Source organism: Sphingobium sp. B11D3A (genome assembly GCF_025961695.1).
Classification (GTDB): domain Bacteria; phylum Pseudomonadota; class Alphaproteobacteria; order Sphingomonadales; family Sphingomonadaceae; genus Sphingobium.
On the sequence record NZ_JAOQOE010000001.1, the window covers coordinates 2,998,412 to 3,018,261 of the forward strand.

18 protein-coding genes are annotated in these 19,850 nt (G+C 63.8%); 11 read left to right on the forward strand and 7 right to left on the reverse strand.

What is annotated here, in order from left to right; translation table 11 throughout:
* Window positions 1-37 precede the first annotated feature (37 nt).
* The 5 genes from M2332_RS13980 to M2332_RS14000 all read left to right on the forward strand — a co-directional run bounded on the left by M2332_RS13980 (window position 38) and on the right by M2332_RS14000 (window position 7,106).
* Window positions 38-1,057 (forward strand): ABC transporter permease, encoded by a 1,020-nt coding sequence (locus M2332_RS13980; RefSeq protein ID WP_413715986.1) that lies wholly within the window; start codon window positions 38-40, stop codon window positions 1,055-1,057.
* Window positions 1,054-2,679: an ABC transporter ATP-binding protein gene (locus M2332_RS13985; RefSeq protein WP_264574534.1), complete on the forward strand. Its 1,626-nt coding sequence runs from the start codon at window positions 1,054-1,056 to the stop codon at window positions 2,677-2,679. Before M2332_RS13980 ends, M2332_RS13985 begins: the two co-directional genes overlap by 4 nt.
* A 283-nt stretch (window positions 2,680-2,962) precedes the next feature.
* Window positions 2,963-3,217: an energy transducer TonB gene (locus M2332_RS13990; RefSeq protein WP_264574535.1), complete on the forward strand. Its 255-nt coding sequence runs from the start codon at window positions 2,963-2,965 to the stop codon at window positions 3,215-3,217.
* Window positions 3,218-3,987: 770 nt separating this feature from the next.
* Window positions 3,988-5,064 (forward strand): ABC transporter substrate-binding protein, encoded by a 1,077-nt coding sequence (locus M2332_RS13995; protein ID WP_264574536.1) that lies wholly within the window; start codon window positions 3,988-3,990, stop codon window positions 5,062-5,064.
* A 398-nt stretch (window positions 5,065-5,462) separates the two neighbouring features.
* Window positions 5,463-7,106: a transferrin-binding protein-like solute binding protein gene (locus M2332_RS14000; RefSeq protein ID WP_264574537.1), complete on the forward strand. Its 1,644-nt coding sequence runs from the start codon at window positions 5,463-5,465 to the stop codon at window positions 7,104-7,106.
* A 7-nt stretch (window positions 7,107-7,113) separates the two neighbouring features.
* Here the strand turns inward: M2332_RS14000 and M2332_RS14005 are convergent, their stop codons facing one another.
* The 3 genes from M2332_RS14005 to gmk form a co-directional block, all read right to left on the reverse strand.
* Window positions 7,114-7,569 carry a YaiI/YqxD family protein gene (locus M2332_RS14005; protein WP_264574974.1) on the reverse strand — a complete coding sequence of 152 codons (456 nt, stop codon included), beginning with the start codon at window positions 7,567-7,569 and terminating at the stop codon, window positions 7,114-7,116.
* Window positions 7,569-9,368 carry a DEAD/DEAH box helicase gene (locus M2332_RS14010; protein ID WP_264574538.1) on the reverse strand — a complete coding sequence of 600 codons (1,800 nt, stop codon included), beginning with the start codon at window positions 9,366-9,368 and terminating at the stop codon, window positions 7,569-7,571. The genes M2332_RS14005 and M2332_RS14010 overlap by 1 nt, the downstream gene beginning before the upstream one ends.
* Before the next feature lie 191 nt (window positions 9,369-9,559).
* Complete coding sequence (gmk, locus tag M2332_RS14015) at window positions 9,560-10,240, reverse strand: guanylate kinase (protein WP_181558811.1); 681 nt, start codon at window positions 10,238-10,240, stop codon at window positions 9,560-9,562.
* A 396-nt stretch (window positions 10,241-10,636) separates the two neighbouring features.
* Between gmk and M2332_RS14020 the strand changes: the two genes are divergently transcribed.
* Window positions 10,637-10,840, forward strand: a complete 204-nt coding sequence (locus M2332_RS14020) for a Flp family type IVb pilin (RefSeq protein ID WP_264572146.1) — start codon at window positions 10,637-10,639, stop codon at window positions 10,838-10,840.
* Between the two features lie 110 nt (window positions 10,841-10,950).
* Window positions 10,951-11,139 carry a flagellar FlbD family protein gene (locus tag M2332_RS14025; protein ID WP_181558812.1) on the forward strand — a complete coding sequence of 63 codons (189 nt, stop codon included), beginning with the start codon at window positions 10,951-10,953 and terminating at the stop codon, window positions 11,137-11,139.
* 18 nt (window positions 11,140-11,157) lie between these two features.
* On the opposite strand, the gene M2332_RS14030 is transcribed toward M2332_RS14025, so the two are convergent.
* The 4 genes from M2332_RS14030 to lepA all read right to left on the reverse strand — a co-directional run bounded on the left by M2332_RS14030 (window position 11,158) and on the right by lepA (window position 14,042).
* Window positions 11,158-11,484: a hypothetical protein gene (locus M2332_RS14030; RefSeq protein WP_264574539.1), complete on the reverse strand. Its 327-nt coding sequence runs from the start codon at window positions 11,482-11,484 to the stop codon at window positions 11,158-11,160.
* Between the two features lie 191 nt (window positions 11,485-11,675).
* On the reverse strand, window positions 11,676-11,870 hold the full coding sequence (locus M2332_RS14035; protein WP_181558813.1) for a hypothetical protein: 195 nt from the start codon (window positions 11,868-11,870) through the stop codon (window positions 11,676-11,678).
* 40 nt (window positions 11,871-11,910) lie between these two features.
* Window positions 11,911-12,225, reverse strand: coding sequence for an alkylphosphonate utilization protein (locus M2332_RS14040; protein ID WP_264574540.1), 315 nt, complete (start codon window positions 12,223-12,225; stop codon window positions 11,911-11,913).
* On the reverse strand, window positions 12,222-14,042 hold the full coding sequence (gene lepA, locus M2332_RS14045; RefSeq protein WP_264574541.1) for a translation elongation factor 4: 1,821 nt from the start codon (window positions 14,040-14,042) through the stop codon (window positions 12,222-12,224). The genes M2332_RS14040 and lepA overlap by 4 nt, the downstream gene beginning before the upstream one ends.
* Window positions 14,043-14,253: 211 nt before the next feature.
* Here lepA and M2332_RS14050 point away from each other — a divergent pair, with 211 nt between their 5' ends.
* The 4 genes from M2332_RS14050 (at window position 14,254) to M2332_RS14065 (ending at window position 19,816) form a co-directional block, all read left to right on the forward strand.
* Window positions 14,254-15,015: a CsgG/HfaB family protein gene (locus tag M2332_RS14050; protein ID WP_264574542.1), complete on the forward strand. Its 762-nt coding sequence runs from the start codon at window positions 14,254-14,256 to the stop codon at window positions 15,013-15,015.
* A gap of 167 nt (window positions 15,016-15,182) precedes the next feature.
* The gene (locus tag M2332_RS14055; protein ID WP_264574543.1) at window positions 15,183-16,481 is read left to right on the forward strand and encodes an FAD-dependent oxidoreductase; all 1,299 of its coding nucleotides are present in this window, start codon (window positions 15,183-15,185) and stop codon (window positions 16,479-16,481) included.
* A gap of 436 nt (window positions 16,482-16,917) precedes the next feature.
* The gene (locus M2332_RS14060; RefSeq protein ID WP_264574544.1) at window positions 16,918-19,086 is read left to right on the forward strand and encodes a TonB-dependent receptor; all 2,169 of its coding nucleotides are present in this window, start codon (window positions 16,918-16,920) and stop codon (window positions 19,084-19,086) included.
* Between the two features lie 127 nt (window positions 19,087-19,213).
* On the forward strand, window positions 19,214-19,816 hold the full coding sequence (locus M2332_RS14065; protein ID WP_264574545.1) for a nuclear transport factor 2 family protein: 603 nt from the start codon (window positions 19,214-19,216) through the stop codon (window positions 19,814-19,816).
* Window positions 19,817-19,850: the final 34 nt, after the last annotated feature.

Genomic DNA, 19,850 nt, shown 5'->3' on the forward strand with positions numbered 1-19,850 from the left:
GGCCGTTCATCCCCGGCCTTTGCGCCCGATCAGCCGGATGAGCCCGCTCACGCGCCGGCGCTGGGCCAATTTCAAGGCCAATAAGCGCGGCTATTGGAGCCTGTGGATCTTCCTTGCGCTCTATGCGGTGACGCTGTGCGCGGAGCTGATCGCCAATGATAAGCCCATCTTGCTGAGCTATCGCGGCGAGATTTATGCGCCAGTGCTGCGCGCCTATCCCGAGACGACATTCGGCGGCGTGTTCGAGACGGAGGCCAATTATCAGGACCCCGCCGTGCGGGCGATGATCGCGGACGGCGACGGCTGGGCGATCTGGCCGATCATCCCCTACAGCTACCGGACGATCGACTATGATATCCCCGTCACCGCGCCGTCGCCGCCATCCGCACGCCATTGGCTGGGCACGGACGACCAAGCGCGCGATGTGCTGGCGCGCATCATCTACGGCTTCCGCCTCTCGGTGACCTTCGGCCTGCTGCTCACCTTCTTTAGCTCCATCATCGGCATCACCGCCGGTGCCATCCAGGGCTATTTCGGCGGTTGGACGGACCTTATTTTCCAGCGCTGCATCGAGATCGTGCAGAGCCTGCCGATGCTCTACCTGCTGATCATCATGGCCAGCTTCCTCACGCCCAGCTTCTTCACGCTGCTCGGCGTGCTGCTGCTGGTGAGCTGGATGACGCTGGTGCACGTCGTGCGCGCCGAGTTCCTGCGCGCGCGTAATCTCGATTATGTCCGCGCCGCCCGGGCGCTTGGCCTTGGCAACCGCACGATCATGTTCCGGCACATCCTGCCCAATGCGATGGTGGCGACCATCACCTTCCTGCCGTTCATCGTCTCCTCGTCGATCACCATCCTTACCGCGCTGGATTTTCTCGGCTTCGGCATGCCGCGCGGATCGCCCTCGATCGGCGAACTGCTCAACCAGGCGAAGAACAATCTCTATGCGCCGTGGCTCGGCATTGGGGGGTTCGCGGTCATGGCCACCATGCTCTCGCTGCTCATCTTCATCGGCGAAGCGGCGCGGGATGCATTCGATCCAAGGAAATCGACATGAGCGCCACGGACACGCCCCTGCTTGTGGTCGACAGGCTGTGCTGCTCGTTCCGCTCGGAAGGCCGCATCGTCGAGGCGGTCAAGGACGTGTCCTTCACGCTGGAGAAGGGCCAGACGCTGGCGCTGGTCGGCGAGTCCGGCTCGGGCAAGTCGACCGCTGCCATGTCGATCCTGCAATTGCTGCCCTATCCGGTGGCGTTCCACCCATCGGGCTCGATCCGGCTGGACGGGCAGGAGATCGTCGGCGCCAGCGAGCGCACGATGCAGACGCTGCGCGGCGCCCGCATCGCGCTGATCCCGCAGGAGCCGCTGACCGCCCTCAACCCGCTTCACACCATCGATCGGCAGATCATCGAGGCGATGAAGCTGCACGATCCCGCGATCAGCCGGGCGGCGGCGGTCGCCAAGACCATCGACCTGCTCAAGCTGGTCGGTCTGCGCGATGCCGAGAAGCGCCTCAAATCCTATCCCCACCAGCTCTCCGGCGGGCAGCGCCAGCGCATCATGATCGCGATGGCGCTGGCCAACGAGCCGGACCTGCTGATTGCCGACGAGCCGACCACCGCGCTCGACGTGACCGTGCAGGCGCAGGTGCTCGATCTGCTCAAGGATCTCCAGCAGCGCCTCGGCATGGCGATGCTGCTCATCACCCATGATCTGGGCGTGGTGCGCAAGATGGCCGAGCGCGTCTGCGTGATGACACAGGGCGAGGTGGTGGAGGCCGGCGACACCAGCGCGGTGTTCGATAATCCCCAGAACGCCTACACCCGCAAGCTGCTGGACGCGACGCCGCGCGGCGAACCACTCAAGATCGAGGGCGATCCCGCGCCGCTGGTGCGCACCGAGGATCTGAAGGTCCATTTCCCGATCAAGGGCTGGTTCGGCAAGCCGCGCGCCTTCGTGAAGGCCGTGGACGGGGTGACGCTCTCGATCCCGCGCGGGCATACGCTCGGCGTCGTCGGCGAGTCCGGCTCGGGCAAGAGCACGCTCGGCCTTGCGCTGCTGCGCATCAGCCGCTCGGAAGGGCCGATCTGGTTCGAGGACGAGCCGCTGCACGAGCGCAACTGGAAGCAGATGCGCCCCCTGCGCAAGCGGATGCAGATCGTCTTTCAGGACCCCTTCGCCAGCCTCAGCCCCAAGATGACCATTGGCCAGATCGTCGGCGAGGGGTTGCCGATCCACCGACCCGACCTGACGCCAGCGGAGCGCTACGAGGCCGTCGCGACGATGATCGAGGAAGTCGGCCTCTCGACGGCGGTGCTGGATCGCTACCCGCACGAATTCTCCGGCGGCCAGCGCCAGCGCATCGCCATCGCCCGCGCGATCATCCTGCGGCCCGATCTCGTGATCCTCGACGAGCCCACCTCCGCGCTCGACATGTCCGTGCAGGCCCAGATCGTCGACCTGCTGCGCAACCTGCAGGCGAGCCATGGCCTGACCTATCTGTTCATCAGCCACGACCTCAAGGTCGTCCGCGCCCTCGCGCATGAAGTGGTGGTGATGCGCAATGGCAAGATCGTGGAGCAGGGCTCCTCGCAGCAAATCTTCAACGCGCCGCAGACGGACTATACGCGCGACCTCATCGCCGCCGCGCTGGAACTGCGGGCGCGGGCGGCGGCGTGATGGGGTTAGCAAGCCCGAACTGAGTGAGTGTGCGTTTGGAAATGTGGGGCTCGCATACCTGAATGGCCGCTTTGTCTTGGGAAGCGGACATTAGGGGGATTACCAATTCTTGCCGCTTTAGGCTGACTAGTCCATATGAAACGGACTGGTTGGGGAAGGTTGTTCGGTCATGCGGAGAGGTGCTTTATTGGTGTTAGCGTTTGGTGTGCTTTTGCTTGATCAAGCATCTCAGGCCAAACAGAAGTATGCTTCCCCACCGCAGTTGTCCGGCGGTAGGTCGTTCATGACTGACGATGACTACCCTGCTGCAGCGCTGAGGCTAGGTCAGCAGGGCGTGGCTAAGATCACAATTCAAATCGATTCGAAAGGTAAACCCAAGGGCTGCCGCATTATTGAGAGCAGTGGTTCTGCCAGCCTTGACGAGGCATCATGTGCTATGTTCTCGAAGCTGAGATTTAAGCCTGCCCAGCGTGAAAACGGAAAGTCTGTCGAAGGCGAATTCGTTCGGAACGTGAGTTGGAATTTGCCCGGACGCTGACTTGGCCACGAAGGGCCGTCAATTTCAAACTCCCGAACGTCCGCTAAGTCGTCGTGTCTGGACAGGCCGCTTGTAAACCCAACGGTCGGGTGCCTGCCATGACCGCTTTGGAGCGTTAACAAGAGGTCGACGAACGGAAAGCTTGGCTTGGTGAGCCGGCATCAACAGGGGGCATGCCAATACACGCCATGCCCCAGTTCCGACCAGCACTCGACGAGCATCGTCAGGTCCTGCTTGTCCCAAGCGAAACCATAGCCCCAGCCACCATCGAAGGATGGCGTTGTCGCAATATCCACCATCCCTGGGTAGACTGTGACTGAATAAGGCTTCAACCTCGCTATTGCAGGTGGCCACTTATCTTTTGGGATGTCGACGGAACGCTCTGAAGCACGAAGCGGATAGGCCCCCACCAAATGTCGAGAATCGGCTGCGATTGACTTCAGCTGCGCCTGATCATGGATCGGGTGCGGGAGTAAGCAATATACTGCCAGCGCGCCTAAAGCGATGATTGGGAGGATAACGCGTATGCACACTTTCACTCAAGCCTCCCCATCCCTGGCCGGTCACGCCAGATGCCCCCGAGTTTACGGATCCTTCGAGTGCCCGCAACGGCGTCTCGTCTGGGCGGACCACTCTTGCCCGTGACCTGCAAACTCCAACCCCTCTGCCCCCCGCCACCCCAGGCAAGGATCAATGCCGTTCCGTGCATTGTTGGCGGCGCCACTGCTCGCTAGCCTCCCGCCGTTTAATGTGATGTGAGGGAGAAGAGGATGTCGGCATTCAATCGGGCGATGAGCCATGGCAGCGCGAGCCGGCGTGGGCGCGGCGTCCTGTTGGCCGGTCTCTCGCTTCTGGTCGCCAGCACCTCGGCCTGCACCCAGGCGGACACGCCCGTGGCTTCGGCGTCGGCGGCTTCCGCGACTGTGGCGCAGGCTGGCCCGATCCGCGCCTTCGGCAATCTCACCGTGTTCGAGTTCGCGCCGCTCTTCATCGCCGCTGAATCCTATTATCCCGCGCCTGTCACGGTGGGGCGCGGGAGCGTCGCCAATCTCGTGGGCGAGCCCGGCGCGACGCCGGATGACAGCAGCGCGCCGGCCGACATCGCGACCAATGCGGAGACGCAGGCGCTGCGCTATTCGCTGCGCAATCCGGACATGCGGATCGTCATGACCGTGACCGAGGGACTGTACCGCATCGTCGCGCGCAAGTCGGCCGGCATCAATTCGCTGGCTGACCTCAAGGGCAAGCGGATCGCGACCATTTCCGTCACTTCGTCCGGATTCTTCACCCAGAAGATGCTGAAAACCGTCGGCCTTTCCAGCGACGATGTCACCATGGTCGGCATGAAGCTGCCGGACATGCCTCAGGCGCTGGCCGACCGGAAGGTCGATGCCGTGGCGATCTGGGAGCCGGAAGTCGAACGCGCCGCGCAGGCCATCGGCGATGATTCCATCGAGTTCAGCGGCAAGGGCGTCTATCGCGAGCTGTTCAATCTCAACACAACCGCGGGCGCGCTGGCCAACCCGCAGATGCGGCGGAACATCGTCGTTATGGTCCGCGCGATCATCGATGCCACGCAGGAGGTCCGCCGCAATCCCGCACGGGCGCAGGAGCTGGTGGCGCAGAACAGCGGCTATCCGCTCGAGCTGGTCAAGCAGAGCTGGTCCCACCACAACTGGCTGGCGGACTGGACCGGCGACCTGCTGGACGTGCTGGAGGAAGAGGAAGCCTGGCTCGCCAAACAGGACAAGCGCACGCCCCGCACCCGCGCGCAACTCGCGACGCTGATCGACACGAGCGTGCTGGAAGAAGCCAAGGCTCTGCCACCGCTGCCCAAGCGGAAGTGAGGGCTCGTCGTTTCATGGCGCGCTGAGATTCGCGACAAAAAGTTCTCGAGGAGGGCCACGCCGGGAAAAAACTCGGCTTCCTTGGACACTCGCCGTTCTGAAACAAGACAAAAGTGGTGGCTCCTTTCAGCTCAATCGGCTTGACCCTGCCGCCTGCGAACGCCCAAACAAACATCCGAGTTCACCGGGTGGGGGTTGCATTGCAGTACCATTTTCGAGGCTGCTTCATAGCGGTCTGCACGTTGCTGACAGCGTGTGGCGGCGGCGGTGTCAACAGCACGCCTGCGCCTTCTCCAACTCCGTCGCCTTCACCGACACCCGCCCCGGCGCCGTCCGCCGCCGCCCTTGTTCGTCCTGCACCGCCAACCTCTTTGCCGGCAGCAACTAGCGGAACGCTGATGGAGGCTTTGGGGCAGACGCAAGACTTTCGGTCCGGTTCTGTCGAAGTTGATATCAATTACTACGATGAGACCCTCCGAACGCGACACAGCCCTTATCAATCTTCAAGCGCGGCTCGGCTCTATGTCGACCCTCGCGCGGGTGGTCGATATGCACTGTACAACATTCTGGCCAGTGGTCAGATTCACGCGCCCAACCTCTCGGGAGGGGACATCGGCTGGAGCGACAGCGCTGCGGATGGCACGCGTGTCCTGTGGTTCAGGCAGCCGGACTATGCAGACCCGCTGAGACCCGATCTGAGGCTTTCCTATGTGAGTTACGGCGGATGGGAGTTCATCTCTCGCGACACGAGTTTCGGAACTCCGCAGCGGCGCGTGAATGCCTATTTCTACTTCGGCGTGCCGACCACGGCTGGAGATTTGCCGATCGGTGGCAGCGGCACATACGAAGGATTTGCGGAAGGCATCCTCTACGATCGCGTGGGCGAGTATAGCCTGAGCGGCAAAGCGAGCCTGACGGCAAACTTTAGCGATCAAAGCTTCTCGACGTTCTTGCAGCTTTCCGGGCTTAGCAGCGTCTCTGGAGCTTCCGTCTCCCTCCCGTCTCTCAACGGAACTGGTCATATCGGAGCAGGCAACACGTTTCAGGGCACCTGGGACGGCGGCACTTATCAAGGGTCCATTCTCGGCGGCTTCTTCGGTCCTGACGGTGGAGAGTTCGGCTATACTTTTGCGATCAATAATGCCGACCTTAACTCGCTCGGCGGGGGTGTCGTCACGGGTGCTCTCAAGCAGTATGTCGCGCCTCCACCGCCTCCTCCGCCCCCGCCTCCGGGCAGCACCTTCCCGCTGCAAGGCGCCACGACATTTGACCTCATCAGCTCGCCCCTAAGCTATGCGAGAGAGACCAATTACAGTCCTCCGGTGTATGACGATAACGCACCCGCGGCGACTTCGATCACCGTCACGCCCGACTATCAAACTGGCACTTACACCATCACGACTGACAGCATCTCGGCGAGCTTCACCGGAGAGGATCTCGCTCAAGCCCCCGATCCTACAAAAACCTCCATCTCATTCCGAAAGGTCAGCGAAGCCGAGCGTGGAAAAAGCATTGCGTTATTCAACAACCTGACGCCGCAATTAGGTACCAACAAAGCGGAGCTACAGTTCCACTACCTCAGCTATGGCGAATGGACGCAGGTTGGGGTCGGATATAATGCGTTTCTCTACGGCTCTCCGTCAAGCTCGGATGAAATGCCGCGAACCGGCACAGCCAGCTATGCTTTGCATGTCAGGGGGCAAGGATTTGTCGGCAGAAGTACGGCGATCCTCGGAGATGGCCGTCTGGACGCTGATTTCGACTCTGGCAGGATTTATACGGAGCTGAAACTGATCGATTACTGGACGCTTGGGGCAGACACCCCCTTTGGTGATTTTACAGGTACGGCTACGATTTCCTCGGACGGTCCGACCTTCCAAGGTAGTCTTTCTTCCTACAACACCAACTTTTCAGGAGATTTTCACGGTTCATTCTATGGGCCTGATGCTGCCGAGGTCGGTTATGCGTTCTCGCTCACCAGCCCTGCGACGCCCTCCTCGCCGGAAGGCCGCATTGCTGGTGTGGCCGTCGGTAACCGCTGATCGCCCGTCACGCTGGCTGCTGCCGCTTCAGCCGCACGATCGTCTCATCCAGCGCCGAAAGAAAGCGTGAACGGTCCGCCTTGCTGAATGGCGCGGGGCCGCCGATGATGTCGCCGCCGGCGCGCAGATCGGCCATGATGGCGCGGGTCGCGATGGCGCTGCCGATGGACGCGGTGGTGAAGGGCTTGCCGGTCGGGGCGATCACGCTCGCGCCGGCTTTCAGGCAGCGATCCGCGAGCAGAATGTCCGCGGTGATGCAGATCGTCGTCGGGCCCGCCTGCTCGGCGATCCAGTCGTCGGCCGCGTCGAAGGCGTCGGACACGACCACCCGCTCGACCAGCGGATGATCGGGGATGCGGATGCGCTGGTTGCTGACGATCCTGACCGGCGTCTCATGCCGAAATGCCACCCGGTAGATTTCTTCCTTCACCGGGCAGGCATCGGCATCGACGAGGATCGCGATCATCTATCCTTGCCGGGCTTCTTGTGCGCGAAGGGCTTGGCGCCGCCCTTCCACTTGTTCGGCCCCTTCTTCTTGCCGGCGCCATGGGGGCCGGGCTGGGCCTGATCGGGGCGGCCCCCATGCGGCCCGCGCGCGGCGGGTGCGCGATAGGGCTTGGGCGCATGGACGGGGCGGGCATTGTCGCGGCGATTGCGGCGCGCTTCCTCGCGGGGCTTGCCGTCGGTCGGCTGGATGTCGACCTCGTCATCCTCGCTGGCGGTGCGGCGCACGGCGTCGAGGAAGCGCGCAGCGACGCCACCCGCGACCTCGAACAAGGTTTCCTGCGCCGCGATGCGGATCGCGCCGATCTCTGTGCGGCTGATATGGCCGCGCCGGCAGAGCAGCGGCAGGATCCAGCGCGGATCGGCATTCTGATTGCGGCCGACATTCAGGCGGAACCAGGCGCTCTGCTCGAAACCGGGGCGGGGTCCGCGCGGTTCGGCGGGGGCATCGCTGCCCAGCAGATCTTCAGGCTCGGGCAGGCGCGCGCGATAGGCATGGGCCAGCATCGCGGCGACATCTTCCGGGCTGCGCTCGGCGAGCAACTGACGGCCCAGCTCATGATCCTGCTCGCTCAGCTCGACAGGGGCGCGCAGCGTATCGAGCAGGCGCTGGGTATCGGCGCGACGAATGTCGTCGGCCGAGGGCGGCGAAATCCAGTCCGCCTGGATGCGCGCGCCGCGCAGCATCGATTCCACCCGGCGGCGGCGCGGATAGGGCACGATGAGCACGGCGGTGCCCTTCTTGCCCGCGCGCCCGGTACGGCCGGAGCGGTGCTGCAGCGTCTCGGCATCGCGCGGAATCTCGACATGGACGACGAGGCTCAGCGTCGGCAGGTCGATCCCGCGCGCGGCCACGTCGGTTGCGACGCACACGCGTGCCCGCCGGTCGCGCAAGGATTGCAGCGCCTGATTGCGCTCATTCTGGCTATGCTCGCCGGAGAGGGCAACTACCGCGAAGCCGCGCTCGACCAGCCCGGCATGGAGGTGACGCACATTGTCGCGCGTGGCGCAGAACAGCATCGCCGTTTCCGCCTCATGGAAGCGCAGCAGATTCACCACGGCATGTTCGATGTCGGCCGGTGCCACAGCCATCGCCTGATAGCTGATGTCGCCATGGCCGCGCTCCTGCGTCACCGTCGAGATGCGCAGCGCGTCGCGCTGATAGCGCCGGGCAAGCGCCACGATGGGGGCCGGCATGGTCGCGGAGAAGAGCAGCGTGCGGCGCTCCTGCGGCGTGCCGTCGAGGATTTCTTCCAGATCCTCGCGGAAGCCCATGTCGAGCATCTCGTCGGCTTCGTCGAGCACCACGGCGCGCAGGGTGGAGAGGTTGAGGGCGCCGCGTTCCAGATGGTCGCGCAGGCGGCCGGGCGTGCCGACCACGATCTGCGCGCCATGCGAGAGCGCACGGCGTTCCTTGCTCGCATCCATGCCGCCGACGCAGGTGGCGATGCGCGCGCCAGCCTTGCCATAGAGCCAGATCAACTCGCGGCTGACCTGCAGCGCCAGTTCACGGGTCGGCGCGATGATCAGGGCCTGGGGCAGGCCGGGCGGCGCCATGCGCTCGCCATCTTCCAGCAGGTCGGTGGCAATGGCGAGGCCAAACGCCACGGTCTTTCCCGATCCGGTCTGCGCCGAGACGATAAGGTCGCGGCCATGCGCCTGCGCCTCCAGAACTTCGGCCTGAACGGGCGTAGGGTCGGTATAGCCGCGCTCGGCAAGGGCATTGGCGAGAAGAGGGGGGAGTGTGGAAAAGGGCATGTATCTCGCTAATCAAAAAAGAGTGGAGCGGTGGACCATCCTCGCCGCGAAGCCTGTTTCAAAGGCCTCATCTGCGCGCGTCATCCTGTTTGGTGGTCCGCCTTATGCGCCCCCCATACAGATATGGAGGGCATCTGGCTTGCAAAGTTTTGCGTGGCCGAGCCGACGGCCCCTGCGGGCCGGGCTGAGGGCTAGATTTCCTCGCGGTCGAGCTTGCGGATGAAGCCGATGATGCCGGTCTGCCGGTGGCGCTTGAGTCGTTCGGCCTGCAGGATCGTGAGCACCTTGGCGAAACAGGCTTCGGCATCGTCATTGACGAGCACATAATCATAGCCGTCCCAGTGCGCGATTTCGCTGTGCGCGCGCGCCATGCGTCGCTCGATCACGTCGTTGCTGTCGGTACCCCGTCCGCGCAGCCGCGCTTCCAGCTCGATCATCGAGGGGGGCAGGATGAACACGCGGACGACATCGCCGCCGGCCAGCTGGTGGAGCTGCTGGGCGCCCTGCCAGTCGATATCGAACAGCACGTCGTGCCCGGCTTCCAGCATCCCTTCCACCGGCGCGCGCGGCGTGCCATAGCGATGATCGAACACATGCGCCCATTCGAGGAACTGGTTGTCCGTCACCATGGCGCGGAACCGCTCGAGATCGACGAAATGATAATCCTTGCCGTCGACTTCGCCGGGCCGCATCGGCCGGGTGGTGGCGGAGACGGACATGGTCAGGCCCGGATCATGCGCCAGCAGCTTGCGCGAGATGGTGGATTTGCCGGCCCCGGAAGGGGAGGACAGCACGAAAAGCATCCCCCGGCGCTTGAAGGATGCGGGCTGGGCAAGTGGATCGGCGGAAACGGGATCGGTCATGTCGGCCATGCTTGCTCCTGCCGTGAGTCTGCCGCCACGTCAATTGGCGGACTGAGACTTGCACGGAGGAATCGCCTCCGCGCGGCCAGTCTGGAGGGTTTTTGTGTGGATCGGTCGTCTTCCAGCGGCGTCGTTAAGCGCCCGTAAAGCCAGCCGCTGCTATGGGTTATGTCATTGGAGGATGACATGATTATGCGGATTCTCCGCACCGAGCGCGGAGCAAAGGCTTTGGAACTTGGGCTGGTAACCAGCCTCACGGGCATTGCGGCATTGATCGCCGTGGCTTCACTCGGTTTGGGCTGACGGGCCTGCCGCCCCCTTAGCCCCACGTCATCTGGCGCCTTCTCTTCACCACCTCTCCACCATTTGCGACGACGTTGAACCGGCAAATGTGAGGAGTGCCCCATGCCGCGCCAGACATCACCTGCGGTTGACCGTGACCTGACGCCCTTTGATCGGCTGCGCGCAAATGAGCGGGGCGCGACAGCAGTGGAATATGGGCTGATCGCGGCGCTGGTGTCGCTGGCCTGCGTCATGGCGTTCCTGTCGCTCGGCATCAATCTCTCGGAGCTCTTCTTCGGCATCAGCAACAGCCTGTCGGGCCGATAAGGCGCGAGAAGCGGCAGCCTGCCAGATATTTTCCACCTTGCGCGACGAGCAATTGCGTGGCGCGAGAATGCGCTTAGGCTGTCCCCAATCATAAGCAGGAGAGCGTGCCCATGTTCGTCAAGTTCACCAGCCCGGATCGCGCCCCCGTCGCCGTCAATGCGACGCAGATTTCGTTCATCTCCAATGTCGGCGAGGGCACGCGCATTCGCTTTGGCGAAGGCCGTAGCGTGACGGTCGTCGAGCCGCTCGATGAAGTGATCGACCGGCTGAACCGGACCAACCAGCTACCCGAAAGCTAGGGATAGCGCGCCGAGACTTCAGCTGCCCGCGTTGAGATTGATCGGGGGAGCAAGCGGATTGGTCTCATCCGGGTTGGCTTGGTTTGCACCCGCACCGCTCGCTTCGCCCGATAATGCGGCCGCGATCATCGCTTCCCAAATCTCTTCATTGCCTGCGCTGGCCATTGCCGCGTCCGGCTCGCGCATCGTGCGGAGCACCGCGCGCGCGTCCTCACGGCAGTCTTCCCATTCCAGGTCCACAGACCGGCTGGCGCTCGGCTCGGTACCATCGGCATTCTCGCTCAGCCGCAGTCCGGCGAGCACGCGCGCAATGCGCTCTATCAGGGGCGTATGGGAAATGGGCATGGGGACATCCTCCAGCATGGTCTCGCACAGGGGCAAGCGGCCGCCGCGGACTCGACATGTCCACAACAGCGATGTGCCACTTCCATCTCGCTTGGGAGCTGGCCCTGATGAGACGCTTGTGCGCCCCGAAGGTTGCCGGACGCTCACTCGGACGGGCGCCGTTTGCTGCTGGCAGGATTAGGGGCCGCGCCTTAACGCAGTTTCGCGATCGTCAGCCCGTCCGCCTTGGCGCGGTCCTTCACCGATTCCTCGCTGCGGGTGAGCGCTTTGGCGATGGCTTTCAGCGCCATGCCCTTCTTCGCCAACGTGTGCAGCTTGTCGATCTCGGCGGCGGTCCAGGGCTGGCGATGCCGCTCGAAGCGTCCGCCGGCGTCAGTCTTTGCCATCAGGCTGCACTCCTTTGCGATGGGCGGCCCGGTACCGCGCTCACCGCTTCTTCACGAACTCGGCACGCAGCACCAGCCCCTTGATGCCCTCGTAGCGGCAATCGATTTCCTGCGGGTCACCGGTCAGGCGGATCGACTTGATCAGCGTCCCGCGCTTGAGCGTCTGCCCCGCGCCCTTCGCGGTCAGATCCTTGATCAGCGTGACCTGATCGCCATCGGCCAGCAGATTGCCGACTGCGTCGCGCACTTCCACCGCATCGGCCGCGCCCTGCTTGGCGGCCAGTTCGGAAGCCGGCAGCCACTCGCCGCTGGCTTCATCGAACACATAATCCTCGTCGCTAGTCTGCTCGCTCAACTGTCGTCCCCCATTTTGAGCGCGGCGATGAAGGCTTCCTGCGGAATCTGCACGGAGCCATATTCGCGCATCCGCGCCTTGCCCTTCTTCTGCTTCTCCAGCAGCTTCTTCTTGCGGGTGATGTCGCCGCCATAGCATTTGGCGGTCACGTCCTTGCGCATCGCGGCGATGGTCTCGCGCGCGATCACCTTGCCGCCGATCGCCGCCTGAATGGGGATCTTGAAGAGGTGGCGGGGGATGAGGTCCTTCAGCCGCTCGCACATGTGGCGGCCGCGTTCCTCGGCCACGCCCCGATGGACGATCATGGAGAGCGCGTCGACCGGCTCGTTGTTGACGAGGATGCTCATCTTGACGAGGTCGCCCTCGCGCAGGCCGATCTGCTCATAGTCGAAGCTGGCATAGCCCCGGCTGATCGACTTCAGCCGATCGTAGAAGTCGAAAACCACTTCGTTGAGCGGCAGTTCGTAGCTCACCTGCGCGCGGCCGCCCACATAAGTGAGGCCGGTCTGGATGCCGCGCCGGTCCTGACAGAGCTTGAGGATGCTGCCGAGATATTCGTCCGGCGTGTAGATCGTCGCCTTGATCCACGGCTCGTCGATCTGCTCGATGCGGCTGGGGTCGGGATAGTCGGCCGGATTGTGCAGCAGGATCTCGCGCGCGTCCTCGGTCTTCGATTTGCGCAGCTGGATGCGATAGACGACCGACGGCGCGGTGGTGATGAGGTCGAGATCATATTCTCGCGTCAGCCGCTCCTGGATGATCTCGAGGTGCAGCAGGCCGAGGAACCCGGCGCGGAAGCCGAAGCCCAGCGCCGCGCTGCTCTCCATCTCGAAGGAGAAGCTGGCGTCATTGAGCCGCAGCTTGGCGATGCTTTCGCGCAGCTTCTCGAAGTCCGCCGCATCGACCGGGAAGAGGCCGCAGAACACCACCGGCTGCACTTCCTTGAAGCCGGGCAGGGGCGTGGTCGCGCCGTTCTTCACCGTGGTGATGGTGTCGCCCACGCGGGTCTGCGTGATCTCCTTGATCTGCGCGGTGATGAAGCCGATTTCGCCCGGGCCAAGCTCCGGCAGCGTCTCGATCTTGGGGCGGAAGCAGCCGACGCGGTCGACCAGATGCTCTGTGCCGCCGATCATGAACTTGATGTTCTGGCCCTTCTTGAGCACGCCGTTGATGACGCGCACGAGGATGACGACGCCGAGATAGGGGTCGTACCAGCTGTCGACCAGCATCGCTTCCAGCGGCTTGTCCCGGTCGCCATTGGGGGCGGGGATTTTCTTGACGATTGCTTCCAGAATCTCGTCAATGCCGATGCCGGCCTTGGCGGAGGCGAGCACCGCCTCGCTGGCGTCAATGCCGATCACGTCCTCGATCTCCGCCTTCACCTTCTCGGGCTCGGCGGCGGGCAGGTCGATCTTATTGATGACCGGCACGATCTCATGATCATGCTCGATGCTCTGGTACACATTGGCCAGCGTCTGCGCTTCCACGCCCTGCGCGGCATCCACGACCAGCAGCGCGCCTTCGCATGCGGCGAGGCTGCGCGAGACTTCATAGGCGAAGTCGACATGGCCCGGCGTGTCCATGAGGTTGAGCTCATAGGTCTTGCCGTCGCTCGCGGTGTAATCGAGGCGCACGGTCTGGGCCTTGATGGTGATGCCGCGCTCCTTCTCGATATCCATGTTATCGAGCACCTGCGCGGTCATCTCGCGATCCGAGAGTCCGCCGGTGCGCTGGATCAAGCGGTCGGCGAGGGTCGACTTGCCATGGTCGATATGCGCGATGATGGAAAAGTTACGGATGTGGGCGAGGTCAGTCATTGCGCGCCGATAGCAGGCGGAAGGGTTCCGGCAAAGCCTTCTGAAAGAGGGCCCGCCGCGACCATTTCATACAAGACATGAGGAGCGCCGCCTGTCATGCGCCGCCGCCGTGCAGTCGTTAACCTTGTGCCGCCATTTTGCTGTGATAAACAGCGGGCCTTGTGGTTCGGCAGGGGCGTCGACTGCATAATCCTTGTGGGTGAGGTAATACATGAAACTATCGATCAAACTGGCGCTGGCGCTGTCCGCGATCGGCCTGGTGGTGCAGCCGGCCATGGCGCAATCCTCGGGGCGCAAGGCGCAGGACAAGGGCACGCGCGAAATCCCGCGTTGCACCAAGAATCTGGGCACCGTCGCCATCGTCGAGCCGGACACGCAGTGGTGGCGCGAGCTGAGCCTCGGCAGCCCCGAAGCGATCCTGCGCATCTTCATCCAGCAGTCCGGCTGCTTCACGCTCGTTAACCGCGGGCGCTCGATGCAGAACCGCGCGATGGAGCGCGCCCTGGCCGATCAGGGTGAGCTGCAGGCGGGCAGCAACATCGGGCGCGGTCAGGTGAAGGCGGCGGACTATTTCCTCCAGCCGGACATCGTGACCTCCAACAAGAATAGCGGCGGCAACGCTCTGGGCGGCATGCTGGGCGGCTTCCTGGGCCGCAGCACGTTCGGCGCGCTGGCCGGCGGCATCAACATCAAAAAGAGCGAAGCCAATGTGACGCTCTCCATCGTGAACGCGCGCACCACGGTCGAGGAAGCGATGACCGAGGGCTATTCGCGCAAGTCGGATCTGAGCTTCGGTGCCGGCGGCGGCGCGGGCTGGTGGGGCGGTTTTGCCGGCGCGGCTGGCGGCGGCTACCAGAACACGGATATCGGCCAGGTCATCGTGCTGGCCTATCTGGATGCCTATACCAAGCTGGTGACCCAGCTCGGCGGTCTGCCCGCCAATGCCTCGGCAGCAGCGCCCGCTGCACGCTGAGCGGCAGCGGTACATCGATCTGAAAGGGCGGGCCGAATGGTCCGCCCTTTTCGTTTGGGCGCGCCTATCTCTCCACGGGCGTCGCTCTCATGCGCACGGCCCTTGCCTCGCGCGCAGCCTCGGCTAGGCTGCCCCCCGCAAGACACATTTTCTGGAGAGGCCGTTCCATGCGTCATATCGCCATCATCGGGTCTGGCCCTGCCGGCTATTATACCGCGGAAGCCTGCCAGAAGCAGTTCGGCGAGGATGTGGCGATCGACATCATCGACCGGTTGCCCGTCCCCTTCGGCCTTGTTCGCACCGGCGTCGCGCCGGATCACCAGTCCATCAAGGCCGTATCCCGCCGCTATGAAGCCGTGGCTTTGACCGACACGGTGCGCTTCGTCGGCAATCTCGTCATCGGGCGTGACGTGTCGATCCCGGAGCTTCAGGGCCTTTACGATGCGGTGATCCTCGCCACCGGCGCGCCGTCGGATCGCCCGCTGGGCGTGCCAGGCGACGATCTGCCCGGCGTCATCGGCAGCGCCGCCTTTGTCGGCTGGTATAACGGCCATCCCGATCATGCCGATCTCGCACCGCGGATCGACGAGCGGGATGTGGTCATCATCGGCAATGGCAATGTCGCGCTGGATTGCGCCCGCATCCTCGCCAAGACCGCGCGCGAGCTTGAGGAGAGCGATGTCGTCGCTCATGCCTATGACATTCTCAAAAAGGCGCAGCCCCGCTCGATCACAATCTTGGGTCGGCGCGGCCCGGCGCAGATTGCGATGACGCCCAAGGAGCTGGGCGAACTCGGCCGGCTGGAGCGCGCCTCCGTCCATGTCGATCCCGCCGATCTGCCGCCGACGTCGGTGGATGAGGCGCTGGAGCCGGGGCAGCGCAAGTCGCTGGCGCTGCTCCGCCAGTTCGCCGAGCCATCGCCCGAGAAGGTGGTGGCGATCCGGTTCGATTTCTTCGTCGTTTCCGAGCGTGTGGAGGGGGAGGGACGCGTCGAGCGGCTGGTGCTGGAGCGGACCCGGCTCGATGCGCAGCAGCAGAGCATCGGCACCGGCGAGCGTGTGACCATGCCCGCCGATCTCATCATCAGCTGCATCGGCTATCGCACGCCGCCCATTCCCGACGTGCCTTATGACGAGGCGCGCGGCCGCTTCGCCAATGAGGAGGGCCGCATTCGCCCGGGCCTCTATTGCGTCGGCTGGGCGCGGCGGGGGCCGAGCGGCACCATCGGCACCAACAAGCCCGACGGCTTCCTGATCGCCGAAGCCATCGCTGCCGACCAGCCCGCCGCCGCCGGCAAGCAGGGCCGGGCTGGCCTGGATGCGCTGATCGCCGAGCGCGGGCTGGAGATCGTCACCTTCCGCGACTGGCAGAAGATCGACGAAGCCGAAATTGCCCAAGCCCGCCTCGGTGCCCCGCGCGAGAAGTTCGTGCGGATCGCGGACATGGTGAAGGCGGGGCGGGGGTAGGGGGGCGCTCTCCGGCCGCCGCTTCTTTGATCCCTAATTATACATGCCCGCACCGGTCTCACCGTTGCGGCGACTCGGCTCGCGCAGGCGTCGCGCCAAGACACTTCGATTTGATCCGGTGGTCGTCGCCTGCTTTGGGTCGTGATCGTTCGGATCTCATGAAACCTCAATAAAACTGCCCTTTGAAGGTTGATCCACGCAGGCAGAGCACATTTGAGCCTCTGTCAAAAAATCGTCACGACCCTCTTTACATAAGTAAGCACGCTCTGCATACATACCAACGCCGAACGGGGAGGGCTCAACAGGATAAACATCGCTCACGCTGCGCGTGGGCTCGAGACGGTAACCGATGTGAGCTCTGGCCTGCGGGCATGACAGGTTTATCTGGAGGAAGCCCACAATGTTGTTTGCACGCAAGCCCGAGGCATCTTTGACGATGTCCCACAAAGCGTTTCTCGCCCTTCTTCTGGCTTCGACGAGCGCGCCGCTGATGGCTGCCGATGCCGCAGACACGGCCGAAGGTGGCGACATCATCGTCACCGCCCAGCATCGCGAGCAGCGCGTCACCGAAGTGCCGATCAGCCTCAGCGTCGTGTCCGGTGCGCAGGCCGCTGAATCCGGCGCGTCGAGCACGCTCGATCTCGCCCGCTTGGTGCCCGGCCTTTCTATCGGCCAGAACTCGGGCGACGGCGACTTCCCCTTCATCTCGCTGCGCGGCGTCGCCATGCGCGATTTCGCCGACACCAATGAGAGCCCGTCCGCCGTCTATGTGAACGAGTTCTACAAGGCGAACCTGATGGGCCTCGATTCCCAGATGTTCGACATCAGCCGCATCGAGGTGCTGCGCGGTCCGCAGGGCACGCTTTATGGCCGCAACGCGACCGGCGGCCTCATCCACTTCATTGCCGCAGCGCCGACCGAGCAACTGGAAGGCCATGTGTCCGTCACCTTCGCCGAGCGCAATCGCGTTCAGGCCGAGGCTGCGATCAGCGGCCGGCTGTTCGGCAATCTGCTGGGCCGCGTCAGCGTCTTCCGTCACCGTTATGATGGCTACATCAAGAACAATTTCCCCGGCGGGGAAGACGGCAACGCGCTCAACGCCAGCGCCATTCGCGGCCAATTGTCGAACCAGTTCGCGGACAATCTGAGCGCCGAGCTGTTCGTGCAATATTACAAGAACGACAATGAAGCGGGCAACATGTTCACCCACATTGCCGTGACGCAAGACCCGGTGACGGGCCTCTCCACCCGCAATCCGGGCGGCGTCGACTCCTTCGGCTATGGCGACAGCAAGCCGCTGGAGACGAACACCAACTTTGATGCCTATATGCGCTCGGAGCAGTTCACCGCCATCGGCAAAATCAAGGCCGACCTCGGCTTTGCCGAGCTGACCTCGATCACTGGCTTCGAGAAGGGCAAGAAGGACGCGGCGTTCGACAGCGACTCCACGCCCGGCGCACGCTCGACCGAAGTTCACCCGCGCGCCGAGCAGTTCTCGCAGGAGCTGCGCCTGGCGGGCGTGAACGGGCCGCTCACCTGGGTCACCGGCCTCTATTATTTCGACTATAATGTGAACGGCTATCAGCGCCGCACCACCTCGGCCGCTGCCGGGCCGCGCCGTCCGGTCTATTATGATCTGGACAGCGAGAGCTGGGCGATCTTCGGCAATGTCGACTATGCGCTGACCTCGACCCTCACCGCGACGGGCGGCGTGCGCTATACCGAGGAAGACAAGGAATATGATCTCAACAACACGGACACCGGCCCGGTGTTCAACACCACCACGGTGGGTGATCTCGCCAAGCGCAACGATGACAGCACGAGCTTCACTGCGCGGCTGAGCTGGGAGCCGCAGCGCGGGCAGCTGTTCTATGCGGGTGTGGCACGCTCGTTCAAGGCCGGCACCTTCAACGTCGGTTACACGTCGCTTCCGCTCTCGGCCATCTCGGTCCGCCCCGAACGGCTGACCAGCTACGAAGCCGGCGCCAAGTTCGCCACCTACGACAATCGCTACAGCATCAGCGGCGCGGTGTTCCATTACCAGTATAAGGACAGCCAGGCCTACCAGTTCGATGGCGTGTCGCTCTCCTCGACCACATTCAACCGCGATGCCGAGATCACCGGTGCCGAAGCCGAGTTCGCGGCAGAGCCGGTGCAGAATCTGCGCCTGCGTGGATCGCTGACCTATCTGGATGCCAAGCTGCTCGACGTGCAGCTGCCCGGCCTCGCCAATAACGGCCCTGTGGTCGATCGGCGGATGCCGCTGGCCCCCAAATGGTCGTGGAACCTGACGGCCAATTATCGTGTGCCGAACGTGCTTGGCGGCACGCTCGGCCTGCAGGGCGACATCGCCTATAAGGGCGTGCAGTATTTCGACGCCTTCAACAGTCCCAGCCAGCGTGAGGCAGCCTACGCCTTGTCAAACGTCCGCCTCTCCTGGACCGATGCAAGCGACTCGCTGACCCTTGCTGTCTTTGCCGAGAATGTGACGGACAAGCGCTATCGCACCGCCGCATTCGACCTCGCATTCCTCGGCATGGCGACCGAAGTCTGGGGCCGTCCGCGCTGGATCGGCGGCAGCATTTCCTATCGCTTCGGCAGCTAGAGCCTCGGGTCGCATCCGATCGCTCAATCGCCGTGGTGTCAGTGCAAGCCGACACCACGGCGATTTACTTTTAGGGCAAGACGCCCGCACATGGGGCGGGCCAAAACAGCGGCAAGGGAGCCAAGGCATGAGGATTGTCCGAGCATCGCGCAGCCGCTGGGTCTGGATCGTGGCCGCCTGCGCGGCCCTGTCCCCGATGCCGGCCATCGCGGAGCAGGCGGCTCCCGCCAAGCCCAGCGTCATCTACACCGGCAAAATGGAGGTGCGCGGCACGACGCGCGCGCAATATCAGCGCCTGATCCTCGATCTCGCGCATGTCTGGGCGGATTGTGACGCGGACCTGATGCGCCGCATTCTGACGGACGATGTCGATTTCTCCTATCCCGGCCGCCGCCTGATCGGCCGCGATGCCGCGCTCGCTGACCTCGAGGGCTTCTGCAAGGTCGCGACGGACCGCAGCATCTACTTTCCCGCCGATGCCTTCTACATCGACGTGCGCAATGGTCGCGTGGCGGCGGAAGTCCAGTTCCGCGTCACCCAGAATGGCGAGAAGCAGGTCGTCAACGACGTGTGGATCGCCACGGTGCGCAAGGGGCGCATCGCGATCATCAAGGAGTATCTGGATGGGCGGGTGCGGCTCCTTCAGGCCGAGGGCAAGCTCACTTATGGAGAGGACGCGCCGTTCCTCACGCCTTGGCCGCCCCGCGTGGAGCAGCCGCCAACGCCTTGAAGGTTAGCCCTGACGGTCAGCCCCTGATGCCAGG

Excerpts from the sequence above, each read along its gene's own strand:
- M2332_RS14035 (WP_181558813.1), bottom strand. The coding sequence starts at position 11,870 with ATGGCAAAGACTGACGCCGGCGGACGCTTCGAGCGGCATCGCCAGCCC.
- M2332_RS14030 (WP_264574539.1), bottom strand. The coding sequence starts at position 11,484 with ATGCCCATTTCCCATACGCCCCTGATAGAGCGCATTGCGCGCGTGCTC.
- M2332_RS13985 (WP_264574534.1), top strand. The coding sequence starts at position 1,054 with ATGAGCGCCACGGACACGCCCCTGCTTGTGGTCGACAGGCTGTGCTGC.
- M2332_RS13995 (WP_264574536.1), top strand. The coding sequence starts at position 3,988 with ATGTCGGCATTCAATCGGGCGATGAGCCATGGCAGCGCGAGCCGGCGT.
- lepA (WP_264574541.1), bottom strand. The coding sequence starts at position 14,042 with ATGACTGACCTCGCCCACATCCGTAACTTTTCCATCATCGCGCATATC.
- M2332_RS14010 (WP_264574538.1), bottom strand. The coding sequence starts at position 9,368 with ATGCCCTTTTCCACACTCCCCCCTCTTCTCGCCAATGCCCTTGCCGAG.
- M2332_RS14060 (WP_264574544.1), top strand. The coding sequence starts at position 16,918 with ATGTCCCACAAAGCGTTTCTCGCCCTTCTTCTGGCTTCGACGAGCGCG.
- M2332_RS14020 (WP_264572146.1), top strand. The coding sequence starts at position 10,637 with ATGCCGCGCCAGACATCACCTGCGGTTGACCGTGACCTGACGCCCTTT.
- M2332_RS13990 (WP_264574535.1), top strand. The coding sequence starts at position 2,963 with ATGACTGACGATGACTACCCTGCTGCAGCGCTGAGGCTAGGTCAGCAG.
- M2332_RS14000 (WP_264574537.1), top strand. The coding sequence starts at position 5,463 with ATGGAGGCTTTGGGGCAGACGCAAGACTTTCGGTCCGGTTCTGTCGAA.
- gmk (WP_181558811.1), bottom strand. The coding sequence starts at position 10,240 with ATGGCCGACATGACCGATCCCGTTTCCGCCGATCCACTTGCCCAGCCC.
- M2332_RS14055 (WP_264574543.1), top strand. The coding sequence starts at position 15,183 with ATGCGTCATATCGCCATCATCGGGTCTGGCCCTGCCGGCTATTATACC.
- M2332_RS14025 (WP_181558812.1), top strand. The coding sequence starts at position 10,951 with ATGTTCGTCAAGTTCACCAGCCCGGATCGCGCCCCCGTCGCCGTCAAT.
- M2332_RS14065 (WP_264574545.1), top strand. The coding sequence starts at position 19,214 with ATGAGGATTGTCCGAGCATCGCGCAGCCGCTGGGTCTGGATCGTGGCC.
- M2332_RS13980 (WP_413715986.1), top strand. The coding sequence starts at position 38 with ATGAGCCCGCTCACGCGCCGGCGCTGGGCCAATTTCAAGGCCAATAAG.
- M2332_RS14050 (WP_264574542.1), top strand. The coding sequence starts at position 14,254 with ATGAAACTATCGATCAAACTGGCGCTGGCGCTGTCCGCGATCGGCCTG.